18 protein-coding genes and 1 tRNA gene are annotated in these 16,507 nt (G+C 56.3%); 13 read left to right on the top strand and 6 right to left on the bottom strand.

Features of this window, described 5'->3' with window-relative positions; translation table 11 throughout:
* Positions 1-27 precede the first annotated feature (27 nt).
* The 6 genes from recR to HYT31_01375 all read right to left on the bottom strand — a co-directional run bounded on the left by recR (position 28) and on the right by HYT31_01375 (position 5,610).
* Entirely contained in the window at positions 28-633 is a 606-nt protein-coding gene (gene recR, locus HYT31_01400) for a recombination protein RecR (protein MBI2050442.1), read from the bottom strand.
* Between the two features lie 13 nt (positions 634-646).
* On the bottom strand, positions 647-958 hold the full coding sequence (locus HYT31_01395; GenBank protein ID MBI2050441.1) for a YbaB/EbfC family nucleoid-associated protein: 312 nt from the start codon (positions 956-958) through the stop codon (positions 647-649).
* Between the two features lie 16 nt (positions 959-974).
* The gene (gene dnaB, locus HYT31_01390) at positions 975-2,444 is read right to left on the bottom strand and encodes a replicative DNA helicase (protein ID MBI2050440.1); all 1,470 of its coding nucleotides are present in this window, start codon (positions 2,442-2,444) and stop codon (positions 975-977) included.
* A gap of 173 nt (positions 2,445-2,617) precedes the next feature.
* The gene (locus HYT31_01385; protein ID MBI2050439.1) at positions 2,618-2,911 is read right to left on the bottom strand and encodes a hypothetical protein; all 294 of its coding nucleotides are present in this window, start codon (positions 2,909-2,911) and stop codon (positions 2,618-2,620) included.
* Positions 2,912-3,144: 233 nt separating this feature from the next.
* Positions 3,145-4,134: a phosphoribosylaminoimidazolesuccinocarboxamide synthase gene (locus HYT31_01380; protein ID MBI2050438.1), complete on the bottom strand. Its 990-nt coding sequence runs from the start codon at positions 4,132-4,134 to the stop codon at positions 3,145-3,147.
* A gap of 30 nt (positions 4,135-4,164) precedes the next feature.
* Complete coding sequence (locus HYT31_01375; protein ID MBI2050437.1) at positions 4,165-5,610, bottom strand: hypothetical protein; 1,446 nt, start codon at positions 5,608-5,610, stop codon at positions 4,165-4,167.
* A 223-nt stretch (positions 5,611-5,833) separates the two neighbouring features.
* Between HYT31_01375 and HYT31_01370 the strand changes: the two genes are divergently transcribed.
* The 13 genes from HYT31_01370 to HYT31_01310 all read left to right on the top strand — a co-directional run bounded on the left by HYT31_01370 (position 5,834) and on the right by HYT31_01310 (position 16,506).
* Positions 5,834-5,909, top strand: a tRNA-Lys gene (locus tag HYT31_01370).
* Between the two features lie 141 nt (positions 5,910-6,050).
* Entirely contained in the window at positions 6,051-8,822 is a 2,772-nt protein-coding gene (locus HYT31_01365) for an HAD-IC family P-type ATPase (GenBank protein MBI2050436.1), read from the top strand.
* Positions 8,807-9,274 carry a phosphatase PAP2 family protein gene (locus HYT31_01360; GenBank protein MBI2050435.1) on the top strand — a complete coding sequence of 156 codons (468 nt, stop codon included), beginning with the start codon at positions 8,807-8,809 and terminating at the stop codon, positions 9,272-9,274. Before HYT31_01365 ends, HYT31_01360 begins: the two co-directional genes overlap by 16 nt.
* Positions 9,240-9,920, top strand: a complete 681-nt coding sequence (locus HYT31_01355; protein ID MBI2050434.1) for a hypothetical protein — start codon at positions 9,240-9,242, stop codon at positions 9,918-9,920. Before HYT31_01360 ends, HYT31_01355 begins: the two co-directional genes overlap by 35 nt.
* 3 nt (positions 9,921-9,923) lie before the next feature.
* Positions 9,924-10,277: a M48 family metallopeptidase gene (locus tag HYT31_01350; GenBank protein MBI2050433.1), complete on the top strand. Its 354-nt coding sequence runs from the start codon at positions 9,924-9,926 to the stop codon at positions 10,275-10,277.
* 5 nt (positions 10,278-10,282) lie between these two features.
* Positions 10,283-10,927 (top strand): MBL fold metallo-hydrolase, encoded by a 645-nt coding sequence (locus tag HYT31_01345; protein MBI2050432.1) that lies wholly within the window; start codon positions 10,283-10,285, stop codon positions 10,925-10,927.
* Between the two features lie 63 nt (positions 10,928-10,990).
* Positions 10,991-11,254, top strand: a complete 264-nt coding sequence (locus tag HYT31_01340) for a hypothetical protein (GenBank protein ID MBI2050431.1) — start codon at positions 10,991-10,993, stop codon at positions 11,252-11,254.
* Positions 11,255-11,408: 154 nt separating this feature from the next.
* Positions 11,409-13,178, top strand: coding sequence for an aspartate--tRNA ligase (gene aspS, locus HYT31_01335; protein MBI2050430.1), 1,770 nt, complete (start codon positions 11,409-11,411; stop codon positions 13,176-13,178).
* A gap of 50 nt (positions 13,179-13,228) precedes the next feature.
* Positions 13,229-14,047 carry a hypothetical protein gene (locus tag HYT31_01330; protein ID MBI2050429.1) on the top strand — a complete coding sequence of 273 codons (819 nt, stop codon included), beginning with the start codon at positions 13,229-13,231 and terminating at the stop codon, positions 14,045-14,047.
* A gap of 8 nt (positions 14,048-14,055) precedes the next feature.
* On the top strand, positions 14,056-14,373 hold the full coding sequence (locus tag HYT31_01325; GenBank protein ID MBI2050428.1) for a hypothetical protein: 318 nt from the start codon (positions 14,056-14,058) through the stop codon (positions 14,371-14,373).
* On the top strand, positions 14,345-15,037 hold the full coding sequence (locus HYT31_01320) for a segregation/condensation protein A (protein MBI2050427.1): 693 nt from the start codon (positions 14,345-14,347) through the stop codon (positions 15,035-15,037). The genes HYT31_01325 and HYT31_01320 overlap by 29 nt, the downstream gene beginning before the upstream one ends.
* Before the next feature lies 1 nt (position 15,038).
* Positions 15,039-15,593 carry an SMC-Scp complex subunit ScpB gene (gene scpB / locus HYT31_01315; protein ID MBI2050426.1) on the top strand — a complete coding sequence of 185 codons (555 nt, stop codon included), beginning with the start codon at positions 15,039-15,041 and terminating at the stop codon, positions 15,591-15,593.
* A gap of 1 nt (position 15,594) precedes the next feature.
* Complete coding sequence (locus HYT31_01310) at positions 15,595-16,506, top strand: D-alanyl-D-alanine carboxypeptidase (GenBank protein MBI2050425.1); 912 nt, start codon at positions 15,595-15,597, stop codon at positions 16,504-16,506.
* Position 16,507: the final 1 nt, after the last annotated feature.

Below are 16,507 nucleotides of genomic sequence, written 5' to 3'. Positions count from 1 at the left end.
CAGCCCACCGCTACCCGCGGGGCTGTTTTAGATTTCGCGCCGGCCGAGAAGCGCGTTGCTCAACGTCACGGAGTCCGCATACTCCATGTCGCTTCCCTGGGGCAATCCCTTGCCGATGCGGGTTACCTTTACGGGGTACTGTTTCAAAAGCCGAGCCAGGTACAAGGACGTGGTTTCGCCCTCATTGTTCGCATCAAGCCCGAGAATCACTTCGGTAATCGGGGGGTTTGCTTTTTCTATGCGCAGAACCAGCTCGCGGATTCTAATGTCATTGGGGGTGATGCCTTCCAGGGGGTTGATGTTGTGCCCGAGCACATGGTAGACTCCGCGGAACGCGTGCGCTTCTTCAAGCGCGATCAAGTCCAAGGGGTCGGCAACCACGCAGACGGTTCCCTGGTCCCGCCGGGGATTTGCGCAGATGGCGCAGAGTTCCGCATCCGTAAAGTTCTGGCACGCGCGGCAAAGGCTTAAGTTGTCGGCAATGCTCGCGAGCGCCTCTCCAAAATCGTGCAGCTCTTTTGCCGGAGTGCGCAATAAAAAAAACACCAGCTTTTCAGCGGTCTTGGGCCCGATGCCCGGCAGGGTCGTAAAGTGGCCCACCAGGTTCTGGATTGACGGGGGAAGGGAACTCATGGATGAAAATGGGTCATGTCCCTATTTTTTTGTCGCCCAAGCCAAACTGGTCAAACCCTCCCATGGACTGCATTTTTCTTGCCATGATGCGCTTGGTCTTTTCTATGGCAGCGGCATTCGCATCTCTGATGGCATTCTCCAGATCGCGCTTCCGGCCCAAAGAGAGCAAATCAGGCCGCACCAGAACGGCCGTGATGTCCTGGTTGCCGTCCATGGTGATGGTGACTCCGCCTTTTTCGCAGGTGACGGTTTCTTCTTTGAGCGCGGTTTGGAGAGTTTTAGCCTGGCTTCGGAGCTCTTTGAATTGTTTGAGTTTGTTGAACATACCGTGATTCTACCCTTTAGAAGGGAGGCACGTCAACTTCGTCAACAGGCGCGGCCCGGGGAGGTTCCGGAGCATGCGCGTACCCTGGGTCCGCGTGTTTTCCGGCTTTTGCGAGGTTCTGGAAGCTGACCAGCTGCTCGTTAAAGAAGAGCTTGATCACCCCGGTCGGGCCGTTGCGGTGCTTTGCGATGTGGATTTCGGCAAGGTGCCGCTCTTCGGCCGAGAGCTCCTCCGGGCGGTACTTGCGGTCCGCTGACTTGCGGTAGATGAAGAGCACCACGTCCGCGTCCTGCTCAATGGTGCCGGATTCGCGCAAATGCGCGAGGCGCGGGATTGCCGCGCCCTGCTGCTGCTCCACGGCCCGTGAGAGCTGGGAGAGCGCCACCACCGGGATGTTGAGCTCGCGGGCAATGGACTTAAGGGCGCGGGTGATTTCCGCAACCTCCTGCACGCGGTTGTCGCCGTTCCGGTTGGAGCGGCCCTCCATCAATTGCAAGTAGTCCACGATGATGCAGTCAACTCCCTGCTCCGCGGCGAGGCGGCGCGCCTTGGTGCGGATTTCCATGATGTTTACGTTTGCGCCGTCATCAATGAAGATGTTGGCCTCAGAGAGCTCTCCCATGGCGTGCCCGATGCGGGGGAAGTCGTCGTGCTCCGGTGACTGGGAGAGCTTGCCCGTGCGCATGCGCCACAATTCAACTCCTGCCTGGGTGCACAGCAGGCGGTCCACGAGCTGCTCTTTGGACATTTCCAAGCTGAAGATGCCCACACTCTTTTTTTCAACCACCGCCATGTGGCGCGCCAGGTCCATGGCAAGCGAGGTTTTCCCGACCGAAGGCCGTGCCGCGATCACCACCAAATCCGAGGCCTGCAAGCCCGAGAGCTTGTCATCCAAATCAAAAAACCCGGTGGAGATGCCGCGCAGCCTGCCGTCCCCCTGGTGCAGCTTTTCAATGCGCTCAAACGTGTCATGCAGGACGGACTTGATGCTGATGAAGTTCTGGCGCAAGGAGCGCTGGGAAATGGCGAAGAGCTTTTGCTCTGCTTGGTCCAGCACTGCGTCCACGTCATCGGATTCGTCGTACCCGAGCTGGGTGATTTGGTGGGACGCGTACAGGAGGTTGCGCAGGGTTGATTTCTTGCGCACAATGGTTGCATAGTGCCCCACGTTTGCCGCGCTCGGCACCGCGTTCGTCAAATCCATCAAATACTCCCTGCCCCCCACGAGCTCAAGCTGCTTCCGTTCGTTCAGGATGTTCGTCAAGGACAGCAAGTCAATGGGTTCCCTGCGCTCAAACAGAGAAAGCATTGCCTGGTAAATCACCTTGTGCGTTTCTTTGTAAAAATCTTCGGGTTTCAGAGCATCGCCGATGCTGATGACGGCGTTTTGGTCCAACAGCAGGGAGCCGAGCACGGATTGCTCGGCTTCCAGGTTCTGCGGGGGCAGTTTTTCGGCGGTATTGGTGGTTAGTCTTTGTTCTGCCATGTATGTATTGTATCTGTTTTGGCGTGATAGGGGAATTCACGGCCTATGCACAGTAAGTGCACATTTGTGTCGGAGCCACATATGCTCCCGATTCAGCAGGGAACCCCCGTCTATCCGACATTGCTGTCGGCCAGGCGTACCCTGGGTGAATCGTACGCATATATGGCTCCTCCTTAAATTGTCCCCAGAATCCGGTCCCGCTCCTGCTCTATCAGTGGACCTTCATATTCGCCTGAATGCGCGGTATGGCCCTCATAGGAGGGCCGCTTTTCATCCAAGTGCAAAGAGAGCTCCATGGAGATGCCCGGCTTTTCGTCATTCACGTACAGATGGAAGCGGGGATACTCATCCCCGTGGATCCGTTTGACATAGCTCACTTTTCCCTCGCGGGTCGCGTGCAGGGCATAGCCTGCTCTTCGCAGGAGGTTGCGGGAGTGGGTGGATGGGTTTTGGATGGTGAAGTTCATAATCCTGGTTCTCCCCCCTGTATTCAGGGGGGAGCTAGAGGGGGGTCATCATCCTAGTTTCTCCCCCTTTACTCGGGGTCCCCAGAAACTGCCGAAGGCATTTCTGGGGTGATATATAAGGGGGAGACTAAGAGGGGGTTGGGATTAGTATTGTATCACGTAATAAAAAAGAGGGCACGCAGCGGGATGTTGCTGCGCGCCCAGGTACCGACCAGGCATAGTGCCCGGCAGTGTCAAAACATGAACGGCGTGATTGCCTCCTCGATTCGTTCCCTTATTGACATATCCGCGTCCGGCGGAACGAACGTTTCGCCGGTTATGCGTTCAAAGAGCGCGATGTACCGTTGGGCCATCTCGATCCGAATGTCGTCGGTCAGTTCTGGCACATGGTCGTCCGAGATGCCTTGCTCTTTGAGCCAAATGCGGAGCGGCTCCTTGTCCAAGCTCTCGGGCTCCTCGTCCCTCCGGAGTCGTTCTTCGTAGGTTGCCCGCACCCAGTAGCGCGACGAATCCGGGGTGTGGATCTCGTCCGCGATCATGATGAGGCCGTCTGCAGTCTCGCCGAATTCGTACTTGGTGTCCACCAGGATGAGCCCGCGCTCCTCGGCGAGCTTCTGGCCGCGCGCGAACAGCGCGAGCGCCATTGCGGCGAGCTGATCCCAGGTATCCGGATCAACCAGGCCGTGCGCGAGCACCTCTTCGTCGGAGATGGACTTATCGTGCCCGTCCTCTGCCTTGGTGCTCGGGGTGATGATGCTGCCCATGGGCAGGGGCTGGTTCTTTACCATGCCGTCGGGCAGGCGGTGACCGCAGAAGATACGCTCGCCGTTGTTGTAGTGGGTCCAGATGGCCGTGCTTGAGCTGCCCGTGAGGCATGCCCGCACCACCATCTCCACCGGGAACATGATCAACTCCTCCATGACCACTACGTTCTCATCCGGTGCCGCGAGCACGGCGTTGGGCACGATGTCGTCGGTGCGGCTGAACCACCACAGCGCGATTTGGTTCCGGACCTGTCCGTAGAAGGGAATAGTGCCGACAATGTGGTCGTGCGCACTCTGCCGGTCTGTGGCGATGATGACGCGCCGTTCAGGCATATCCTGGCTTGCCGGCAGAGGATACATGTCGCGCACCTTGCCGCGGGTATAGTGCGTTGTCCAGCGAAACCAGGCATCTTCCAGGCAGTTCCCGAGCTGGGCTCGGATGACATCTCGTGAGATCACGGTGCGGTTCTCCTCTGGTTGGGTGCGGGACTACACGGCAGTTGCGAACGCTTCTGCCGCATCTGCGATTTGGAGCGCTTTTTCAGCGGCGCTGCCGGTGTAGGTTTCGGGGCTGCGGAACATGTCAAGCGAGCCGGCTGGGAATTCCTCTACCGCCCGCGCGAGCGCTTCATCGCCCTGTGCCCGTTCCAGAACAACATCAATGAGCGCTCGGTTCGATTGGAAGGCGATCGGCACGAGTTCGTCATTCAGAAGCCCGTGCGCGTCACCCTGGTAGCCGCCGATGAGCAGGGCCACGTAGAGCGGCTCGGCGAGTATCACATTACTCCGCAGATGCAGATTGCGCGCGCATGCTTCGGCGTCTATCGTGAGGCGCGTGATGAACGGTCGCTTGGTCGCGCGGTCCTTGCGGATCAGCGTGCTGAGCTGGTGCATGAGATTGACGAGGATGGCCGGGAAATCGCGGGCCGGGCCGCTGTTCACCAGGTCGCGCTGGTGTTCGCTGATCATGGCACTGCAGAACACCACGAGTTGCCCGATGGTCTTGAGCCACATCCCCTCGCAGTTTTCGTAGCTGATGGGATTTGTCTTGTGCGGCATGGACGAAGACCCGACTGTGCCGGCTTCCTTACGTTCCGTGATCTCACCGATTTCGGTTCGCATCAGCTGCCTGCAGTCCCTGCCAAACTGGGCGATGTTCTGCGTCACGAGCGCTGCAGAGAAAAGGAAGTAGGCGAGCGGATCCGGCGGCGCGATCTGCGTGCTGATGGGAGCGGGTTTCAGCCCAAGTTTACCCAACACCCGTTCCTCAAACGTCTGTTGGCCGCATCGCTCGGCAATGCCGAGGTGTGCCTGGGCGTTGTACGCGCCGACCGGGCCGGAAATCTTTCCGACCAGCTCGCTGGCATGCAGGTCCAGCTTCTGCGCGTTGTACACTATACGGTGGAGGATGGTCGCGAGCCAGAACCCTACGGTAATAGGCAGCGCGTGCTGGCCGTGGGTTCTGCCGATCTGGACCTGGTTCGCCAGTTCGCGGGTTCGGGCGGCAAACAGGCGGATGACTTCCAGGAGCGCGGGCCGGATTGCCTCGGCGTGCGCTTTTCGGTAGAGCCACGCCCGGCCCGTGTCCAGGGGGTCATAGCTGGTCATGGGAACATGCACCCAACGCCCTATGTTCGGATGCAAGATTTTCTGTGCCAGGCGCACCCAGGCGCGGACGTCGTGGCGCGTTTTGCGCTCCTCTTCATCCACTGCAGTGGTGGTGATGGCGCGGAGCCCGTCGCGGGCGGGAGCAGTGAGGTGCGCGTAGTCGCTATCCGGAATCACGCCAATCTCGTGCAGCACGTCCAGGGCTGCGAGTTCAACTTCAGCCAGTCCCCAGTAGAGCTTGTCGTAGCCCAGAATGGGCTGGAGTTCTGCTGGCTGGTACCGGTGATTGCCGGGGAGCTCCAGGTCAAGCCCTTCTACGTCGGTCATTTCGCTGCTCCTTTAGAGGGTTGTTGGGGTGTGAGATGGGGTTCTGTTGTCAAAGAACCAAAACAGCCTGCGCGGTCCCTCCGGCGAGCTATTGCAGGCCTTTTTTTCGGCACAGTCATCCTACCTAAAATATCCAGATAAATCAATCAAACCAGCTTGCCAAAGTCGTATTTATCTGGTATCGTAATTACGTCTTAAATTACAATAGTCCCGACTCTGACGCGCGCCCATAGCTCAGTTGGTAGAGCAGCTCCCTTTTAAGGAGATGGTCGGGGGTCCGAATCCCTCTGGGCGCACCATCGGGTCATACAAAACTCCACCTTTCATGCCCTCGCTGCGCGAGGCCATTCCAGGTTCCGTTTTGTTGCCCCTCTCAAATTTTCGCTTAACTTCACTTCGCTTAGCCCAAGCAAAAATTTGTAAAAAAAGAGAACATACAGATGCCGGAAAAAGAAATCAAAAAGATTGAGGACGTAAAAATAGTGCCACCCCCCCGCCACAAGGAGGAGTGGTACTGCCTTGGCATTGAGAGCGCCCTGGACAAGCTCGGTTCCGCAAAGCACGGGCTCACCCAAAAGCAGGTTTTAGAGCGGCAAGAAAAGCACGGAGAGAACGCGCTTCCGGAGGAGCCGCCTGTGCCGCTCCTCGTGGTTTTTATCCGGCAGTTCAAGAGCTCGCTTACGTACATCCTGCTCGCGGCGGCCGCGGCGAGCCTGGCCCTCGGAGACCGCATTGATTCGTACGTTATTTTTGCGGCAGTCGCCATAAACGTCATTGTCGGATTTTTCCAGGAGTACAAAGCGCAGCGCGCTTTGGCAAGCCTTAAAAAAATCGTCACGCACGAGGTGTGGGTGATCCGCGACAGCCAGGAGCGCAAAATTTTCTCGGCCGAGCTCGTGCCCGGGGACATTGTGGTGCTCTCGGCAGGGGATAAAATTACCGCGGACGGCAGGCTCCTGTCCGCCGAGCACCTCAAAATAAGCGAAGCCGCGTTAACCGGGGAGAGCGAGGCGGTTGAAAAAGTTGACCGCGCACTCGCGGGCGAGCTCTCGCTCGCGGACCAGCACAACATGGTGTTTGCGGGAACCGTGGTCACCGAAGGGCACGGTCGGTTCGCGGTGGCCGCAATCGGCAAAGCGACTGAAATCGGCAAAATCGCTTCCCTGGTCAAAGAAACAAAAGAGGTGCGCACTCCGCTGCAGGAGCGTTTTGATTCGTTCAGCCGCAGGCTTGGCCTCTTGGTGCTCGGACTTTCCGCCTTGTTGCTCGGCGTGGGGCTTGCCTATGAGTACAGTTTTACGGAGATGTTCGTGATTGCCGTGGCCGTGGCAGTTGCCGTGATTCCCGAAGGCTTGGTGGTTGAAGTGACAGTCATCTTGACCATCGGCATGCAGCGCATCCTCAAGAAGGGGTCGCTCGTGCGCAAGCTGGTTGCCGCGGAAACGCTCGGATCAACCAATGTCATCTGCGCGGACAAAACCGGCACCGTCACCGTGGGGGAGATGCGCGTGGTGCACACAGAAACCGAGAACCACGACGGCGTGGGCGGCACGAAAGCGGCTGATCCCAAGCGGCTCCAGGCCGGCGCGCTTGAGATCAAGCGCCTCAACCAGATTGCGGTGTACTGCAACAACGCGGTGGTCGCAAGCGCGGAGAGCGAGAAGGCGACCCAAGAGGAAGAACTGCGCGAGCAAATCGTGGTGGGCAGCCCCACGGAGCGCGCCATCCTGCTTTCCGCGGTTGACGGGGATTTCCAGGAAGCGGACCTGCACGAACCCCGGCCACGGTTTGACGAGGTTCCGTTTGATTCCCGCAAAAAGTACATGGCAACGCTCAACGCATGGACGAGCAAGCAGCGCTTGGTGTACCTCAAGGGCGCTCCCGAGCGGATCCTCTCCATGTGCGAGCGCTACCAGGACGGAGCATCAGCCAAGAAGATAACGCCCCGGAAGCGCAAGGCGTTGCTCGCGCTCTACGAGAAGCTTTCCGGGGACGGCCTGCGGCTCCTTGCCGGAGCCTACAAGGCAGTTCCGGCGGCTGTATCCACGTTTGATGAACTGCCGCGGTACAACACGGCTGCCGTGTTTACCGGATTTTGGGGGATCAAAGACCCCCTGCGCCCGGAAGCGGAAGAGACCATCAGGCGCACGGCCGCGGCTGGCATCCAAACCATCATCATCACGGGCGACAACCGGCACACGGCGCTCGCAATCGCCCGCGAGCTCGGATTCAAACCCGCGGAAGATGAGGTGATTGACGGCGAGCGGCTGGCGAGTATTTCGGATTCGGAACTTGCGCGCCTCGTAAAAAAAGCCAAAGTGTTCTCGCGCGCCACGCCCACGGACAAGCTTCGCATCATCGCGGCTCTGCAGAAGAACGGGCAGACTGTTGCCATGACCGGAGACGGGGTCAACGACGCGCCCGCGCTCGCGAAAGCGGACATCGGGGTTGCGCTCGGCAGCGGCACGGACGTCGCCAAGGAAACCGCGGACCTGGTGCTCTTGGACAATAATTTTGCCACCATTGTGGCGGCCGTGCGGGAGGGCAGGGTGATTTTTGACAACATCCGCAAAGTTACGCTCTACCTGCTCTCAAACAGCTTTACGGAGATGGCGGTCATTGTGTTCGGCATGCTCGCGGGCTGGCCTCTGCCCATTCTCGCGGCCCAGATTTTGTGGATCAACCTGGTGACGGACGGGTTTCCGGATCTCGCGCTCACCCTTGAGCCCGAAGAGCCCGAAATCATGGATGAGCCGCCGCGCGAACGGAATGAGCCGATCCTGGATTTTGAGCGCACGTTTCTCATCTTTTTCATCAGCGCCATTACGTCAGTTGCGACCCTGGGGCTCTTCTACCTCATCTGGAAGACGACCAAGGACCTGGACCGGGCGCGCACGGTGGCGTTTACGGCAATCGGGGTTGAGTCGCTCTTGTACGTGTTCTCGGTGAGGAGCCTGCGGCATTCCATTTTTGAAACAGATTTCTTCACCAACCGTTGGCTCATCGCGGCCGTGGGCGCCGGATTCGCGGTCCAGTTCATCGGCATCTATGCGCCGTTTTTCCAAACCTTTCTGCGCACGGTTCCGCTCGGGCTTTCGGACTGGCTGCTCATTCTGTTCGCGTGCGCGTGGGTTATCGCGTTGATAGAAATTGCGAAACACTGCTTTATCGCCCAGCGCCGCAGCTCGCCCAACCTATGGCAGACCAGCTGATTATTTTCGGAAGCGCGTATCTTTTTTTGTTCATTCCCGCGCTCGGGCTGTTGTTTTTCGCAACACAGCCCCGGAGCGTCCAAAAGCGCATGCTGCTGTTCGGCGGCATGCTCCTGCCAACCGCGTACCTGGTTGGCCGACTGCTGCAGCGCTTCTACTATAATCCCCGGCCGTTCGTACAGAACGATGTTGTCCCGCTTATACCGCATGCGCCGGACAATGGCTTCCCGTCGGACCATACGCTGTTCGCCGCCGCCATTGCGGCCGCGGTATTTCCGTTTAATAAAAAGCTCGGTACCGCGCTCGCGCTCATAACCGCGGTCTCGGGCGCATCGCGCGTGCTTGCCGGAGTTCACCACGGCATTGATGTTCTCGGGAGCATGGTGATTGCCGCTTTCGCGGGGTTGATGATATACTATGCAATCAAACGCTATGGAAAAGCGCGCCTATAAGCACAAGTCAGTTGAGCTTCCCTACTATGTCCGAGGGGAAAACCCCGGTCTGTTACTGCTCTCCGGCGCGCACGGGGATGAGTTTGAGGTGATTGATTCGGTGCATAAGGCCATTGACTCACTGGAACAGGCATTGCCGGATTTTTTGTACATTCCCGAGGTGAGCCCGTCCTCGGTCGCTTCGCGATCTCGGGCCAACTACCGCGACAAAGACATCAACCGGCAGTTCATTGATGGAACCGATTGCCAGGAGGCGCAGGCAGTCATGGCCCTGCTCAACCAATGCAAGATGGATACGTGCATCTCTTTCCATGAGGATCCCAGCCAAGAGCAGTTCTATTTGTACGATACAGGCGCGTTTTCGGATTTGGAGCTCTCGGCCATGCGGGATGCGGTTACCTCATGCGGCGTTGAGCTCTTTTCCGGCATTGATGATCCGGAAGACGAGTACCTCGGTTTTGAGTTTGTTGACGGGTACCGGCCGCGCACGGGTTCAGACGGCACGCCGGTGGGCCCGCTTGAGACATGGCTGATACGTCAAGGAGTGGTCAAAAGAGTGTTCGGGGTTGAGGTGCCCGGCAAAATTGATGCGCAAAAGAAAGATGAGATTGTGCGGTGTTTGTTTGAGCGCCTGGGTGTGGCATAGCGTATGCCTCGGTTCACACGGTCCAGAGACCGCGCGCACTACCATAAGCACCGCGAACAGGCGCGGCAGTTCATCAACGAAACGCTTGAGCGCGTTAATCGGCAGTACGGCTTTGCCTATAACCGCGTATCCATCCGCAACCAACAAACGCGGTGGGGGAGCTGCTCCGCGGACGGCAACCTCAACTTCAGCTACAAACTCCTGTTCCTGCCCCTTGCGCACGCGGAGTATGTGGTGGCGCATGAGCTGTGCCATCTCAAAGAGCTGAATCATTCCCCTGCGTTTTGGAAACTGGTGGAGCAAACAATTCCGGACTATTGCGCCATCAGGCGCACGCTTAAGCGCCACGTAGCCTAAATTATATGCATATCGCCAAACTCGGGCACTGTTGCCTCATCATAGAAGTAAACGGGCTTCGGATTTTAACGGATCCGGGCATGTGGACCATTGGCGAACACTCATCCGTCAGCAATGTTGACGTCATCCTCATCACGCACGACCACTCGGACCACATGCATGCTGATTCCATCAAAACGATTTTAGCAAACAACCCAAACGCGAAAGTGTACGCCAACAGCGGCACGGGCCAGTCGTTGTCAAAAGCGGGATTGTTATATGAGGCGCTTGAGGGCACATCAAAGCTATCAGTCAAAGGCGTGGAACTGGAGGCGTTTGATTGCATACATGAATCTATTTACCAGGGAATTGCAATGCCCCAGAATACGGGTTACTGGATTGGCGGTGATTTGTTTTATCCCGGAGATTCACTCACGCATCCGGGCCGTCCGGTCAACATACTCGCGCTCCCGGTGAGCGGGCCGTGGATGATGATAGGCCAGGGCATTGATTACGCCAAAAACGTCAGACCCAAAAAATGCTTTCCCGTGCATGATGGGTTTTTGAAAGACGAAATCATTGAGCTGTTCCACGGCCTGCCGCAGAAGATGCTCGCAGACGCAGGAATTGCGTTCACCCCGCTTAAAGCCGGTGAGTCAGCAGAATTTTAAGGTGCGTTTGTTGTGCAATCGTGGCTGGTGTGGTATACTGCGTGTTGCAGTAACATTGACGCTATGTTTAAGCCAGCAAAAGAAGATTTGGAGCGCCCAGTTAAAGTCAGGGATTTGATTGAGTTTAAAGATGAGCTCGGCGATTTTTTGGATGAAAAAATGGCAACGAAACAGGACTTGGTAGCATACAAAGACGAGATTATGATGGGCCAAGACAAAATTTCAAAGAAACTTGACCAAGTACTGACCGAACAGGCGTCAATCGGAGGCCGTTTGGATGAGCACGGAGAGCGGATTGAACGATTGGAGGCTCGCGCAAGCGCCTAACAACGCGCCTGTTTGATATTCGCATACCCCCCATCCGCCCATTAAGGCGGTTTTTTTGTTGGGGCCTCGTTGCAATTTTTCCCTAAAATTGGTATTCTAGAGTACATAACCACCCCCAACCCCCTCCTTATCAAGGAGGGGGAATCATCAAAATATGTACCGAACACACACATGCGGAGAACTCCGGCCGCAAGACAAAGGAAAAGAGGTAAAACTGGCTGGCTGGGTGCAGTCCCGCCGGGACCACGGGGGCGTTATTTTTATAGACCTGCGCGATAGGTACGGGCTCACGCAAGTTGCGTTTGATCCCAAGCGGTCCAAGGACGCCTGGAAAGAAGCAAACAAGCTCCGCAGCGAGTTTGTGGTGCAAGTTCAGGGCACGGTCAACGAGCGGCCCAAGGCAATGGCAAACAAAAAGCTTGATACCGGGGAGATTGAGATTGACGGGCAAGAACTGGTTATTTTGAATGAGTCCGAGACGCCTCCGTTTGAGCTTGATAAGCCCGAATTTGAGGCGAACGAGAACACGCGCCTCAAGTACCGCTTCATAGACCTGCGCCGCCCCAAACTGCAGAACATGCTTGCGCTCAAGGATAAAATGATCCGCATGATTAGGCAGTACTTCCAGGAGCGCGGCTTTATTGAAGTGCAGACCCCGATTCTCGCCAACTCTTCGCCGGAGGGCGCGCGCGACTGGCTCGTGCCTTCGCGTTTGTACCCGGGCAAGTTTTACGCGCTTCCGCAGGCGCCCCAGCAGTTCAAACAGTTGTTGATGGTCGGCGGCTTGGACCGGTATTTCCAGATTGCCCCGTGCTTCCGCGACGAAGACCCCCGGGCTGACCGCGCGTTCGGCGAGTTCTACCAGCTGGACATGGAAATGTCGTTTGTGGAGCAGGAAGACATTTTTGAGATCATGGACCCTTTGATGGTCAAACTCACGGAAGAATTATCTCAAAAAACCATCATCACAAAACCGTTCCCGCGCATTCCGTGGCGCGAGGCCATGGAAAAGTACGGAACTGACAAGCCTGACTTGCGTTTTGATTTTGAAATCAAGCCCATTACGAGTGTTGTTAAAAATTCAGGATTCAAGGTGTTTAGCGATGCCATCAAGAAAAAAGGCGTGGTGCACGCTCTGAATGTTACGGCAGGAGCCAAGTTCTCAAGAAAAGACATTGACGAGATCACGGAAGCCGCAAAAGAAAAAGGAGCCCAGGGGCTCGCGTACATTATTATAGACAAAGAACCCAAGTCGCCGATCCTCAAATTTTTGAGCGAGCCGGAAGTCAAAAGCATCATCAAAGAAGCCAAAGCCAAAGAGGGCGATATCATCTTTTTCGGGGCAGGCGAGTGGCGGACCGTGTGCGAGGCGCTGGGCGCGGTGAGAAATATGTGCGGCGCAAAATTGGGCCTCAAAGACAACACTAAAGCCGCGTGGTGCTGGATTACGGATTTCCCCATGTACGCGTACTCGGAAATAGAGGAGGGCAAAATTGATTTTGGCCACAACCCGTTTTCCATGCCCCAGGGCGGTTTGGAAGCCCTGGAAACCAAAGATCCGCTGGATGTTTTGGCTTATCAATATGACTACGTGCTCAACGGGTACGAGATTACGAGCGGAGCCATACGCAACCATCGGCCGGACATTATGTACAAGGCTTTCGCCATTGCTGGTTATTCTAAGAAAGAAGTGGACGCCAAGTTCGGCCATATGATCCGCGCTTTTGAGTTTGGCGCCCCGCCGCACGGCGGTAATGCCCCGGGCATAGACCGGTTGCTCATGGTGCTTTTGGACGCGGAATCCATCCGCGACATTTACGCGTTCCCCAAAGACGGGGCCGGCCGCGACGTGATGCTGGATAGCCCGAGCGAGGTTCTGCCGAAGCAGTTGAGGGAGTTGCAGATTAAGATCATGGGGGATTAAGACAGGGGAAACGGCGGCTGGGTGATAAAGAAGCATGTTAAAACGAAAATATGAAAGCCAAAAAATTAGCCATTTTTGAGGGCAAAAAAATTCGCCGAGTTTATGACGAAACACAAGAAAAGTGGTATTTTTCCGTGGTAGATATTATCGCAGTATTAACAGATCAGATTGATCATAAAAAAGCCAAAAGTTACTGGACGACCCTTAAAAACCGTCTAAAAGAGGAGGGAAGCGAGGTGGTCACAAAATGTGACCACCTGAAAATGCAGGCCTCTGACGGTAAATTTTACCAAACTGACGCAGCTGATGTGGAAACATTATTGCGCCTTATCCAGTCTGTTCCCAGCCCCAAAGCCGAGCCCATAAAACTCTGGCTGGCCAAGGTTGGTTATGAACGGATACAAGAAACAACGGATCCGGAAAAATCCATCAATCGCGGCCGCGTGAATTGGCAAAGAATGGGCCGGAGCGAGAAATGGATCCAGCAGAGAATGATGGGGCAGGAAATCAGGAACAAATTGACGGATTATTGGAAAAACAATGAAGTTAAAGAACAGGATGAATACGCGATTTTAACCAATATTATTCATCAAGAATGGAGCGATTTGTCGGTGAAAGAGCATAAAAGTTTGAAGAAATTAAAAACCGAGCATTTACGCGACCATATGTCGGACGCGGAACTGGTGTTTACGGCCTTGGCCGAACTTTCTACCCGCCAGATTGCCGAGACAATGGAAGCCAGGGGCTTGGAGGAAAATAAAGTACCGGCCAAGAAAGGCGGGCGGATAGCGAAAAACGCGCGTTTGGAATTGGAGCAAAAAACCGGCAGAAAAGTGGTGAGCGGGAATAATTTTAGAGCCCTAACTTGATTTTTTTTATGCTTTCCAAACTCCAGCAATTTATCCTGGAAGCGTGCGTGGAGGGAGGGGGCGCTATTGGGCGCAGCGTGGTTGACAAGAACCCGGACAAGAGCTCGTCAAAAGCCCAGGCCGAGCACTACAAGCAGGTTATCACGGCGAGCATTGAGCGTTTGATTGATCGGGGCCTGCTCATTGGCTATGGCGCCAAAACAGCGGAGAAGCTGTTTATCACCAGAATCAGATTAACGCCCGCGGGAAAGCGCGAAGCGCTTGCGGCGCGGAAAACGAAACAGCAAAAAATTCCATATGTACGAAATAAAAACAGAAGCGTTTGAAGGCCCGCTCTCGCTGCTCTTGGAGCTCATTGAACAGGAAAAACTTGACATCACGAACGTTTCGCTCGCCCAGGTCACGGAGCAGTATCTCTCTCGCGTGGAAGCGCTCGGCGAAAACCTTGCCGCGAGCGAGCTTGCTGATTTTTTGGTGGTGGCGTCCCGTTTGCTGTTCATCAAGTCCTGCATGCTCTTGCCTTCACTCCAGAACGAGGACGCGGATCCCGATTATCTGGAAGAGCAGCTCAAGATATACAAGGTGTATCGCGATGCTTCCGAGAGCGTGCGCGCAATTATCGCCAAAAAGCGCTTCAGTTTTTCGCGCCAGCCGCTCAAAATGGCGAGTGTTGAGTTTTCGCCCCCTCCCAAGCTTGCACCCCGCGATCTCGGGCTGCGGCTTTCCCGCTTGATAGCCGAGCTTGAGAAGACGTTCGTCAAAATTCCCAAGCGAACCTTAGGCCGCGTGGTTTCAATCGGCGAGCGCATTCTGCACCTCAAAGCCCTGTTTGCGTCTGTTGAGAAAACGGGATTCAGCGAATTCCTGAAATCCGCAAAGAATAAATCAGAGATTGTCGTGAGCTTTTTGGCGCTTCTGGAGCTCATCAAACAGCGCCACCTCCTGGCCGACCAGGAGCCGCACCAGGACATTGTCATTCAGAGAATCTAACATGCCGCTCGCATCAAAAATAGAGAGCCTGCTGTTCGTATCAAGCCAGCCCATCTCCATCACCCAGCTTAAGAAGCTCACGGGCGCGAAAAAGGGGGAAGTTGAGGCCGCTCTCCGCGAACTCAAATCGTCATACGGCGGAAAAAAGGGCAGCGGCATCATACTCGCGGTTTCGGGCGATGCCTACCAGCTCGTAAGCCATCCCGACAACGCAGCGCTCGTCAAGTCATTCTTGAAATCAGACGTTACGGGCGAGCTTACGGATCCCGGCCTTGAGACGCTCACCATTATTGCGTACCGCGGCCTTGTCACCAAGCCGGAGCTGGAGCAGATCCGGGGAGTGAACTGCGGATTGATTCTGCGCAACCTTCTCATCCGCGGGCTCATTGAGCGGACCTCGGAAAAGAAAGAAATGCTTCCCAAGTATCGGGTCACGCACGATTTTCTCAAGTTTCTCGGCGTTTCGTCCGCCTCCGAGCTCCCTGATTACGAGAAGCTTTCCCGGCACGAAACCTTGGATGAGGTTTTAAGATCAACCGAGGAAGAAGAGGAGTAGCATGTCGTTTGTGAGCGTGCTGTTTGCCATTGCGAGCCTGCTTTTTCCTCCGTTCCCGTTTTCGGATGCGGACGGCGCGTACGTTTCCAACGGGAGTGTCCGGGCTGACCGCGTGCGCACAACGGACGATGCCTCGCGGCCGCCGGTAAAAATTGACCGTGCATCCCTGGGCCCCCGCATAAGCGCCCGGAGCGCGATTGTGGTTGACGCTAAAAGCGGGGCTGTCTTGTACGAAAAGGACGCGTCCGCGCTGTGGCCCGTTGCGAGCATTGCCAAGCTCATGGCTGCGGTGGTGTTCCTTGAGAGCGGACCCAATCTCGGGGAGCGGCTCACCATGGTTCCGGAGGATGACCGGGAGGGGGGCAATGAATTTATCCGCCCGGGCCAATCCGCAACCGCGCGCGATTTTTTGGTGGCGAGCTTGCTTGGGAGCGCCAATAATGCGACAATAACTTTGGCGCGCAGCGCCCCTGCAGAGGCGGGCGCGTTTGTGGAGCGCATGAATGTCCGCGCCCGCGAGCTCGGCATGCGCAACACAGTGTTCACCGAGCCGAGCGGGCTTGAACCGGAAAACACGAGCACCGCAGAGGACCTGGTGAGGCTGCTTGCGGAAGCAGGGAAGCACCCGGCAATCACGGACATTATCGGCACGCACCGTGACACCATCCGCGTGTTCCCGGAGGGCGCTGCCAAGGCCGTGCTCACCACCAACCATTTGCTGGGAACCATCGTGCTTGTTGCGTACGGAAAAACCGGGCATCTGGACGAGTCCGGCTTTAACCTCGCAACCGCAGTGGACACGGCCGGCGGACACAGGCTCTACATCGTAACCCTGGGCTCCCAAACCAACGAGGATAGGGTGCAGGACGCAAAGAGCCTCGCGGTGTGGGCGCAGAACACGTATCAATGGTAAT

Source organism: Parcubacteria group bacterium (genome assembly GCA_016181765.1).
Lineage (GTDB): Bacteria > Patescibacteriota > Patescibacteriia > UBA2169 > UBA2169 > CG10-46-32.
The sequence above is the reverse complement of the archived record's forward strand: the minus strand, read 5'-3'. Positions and strand labels throughout refer to the sequence as shown.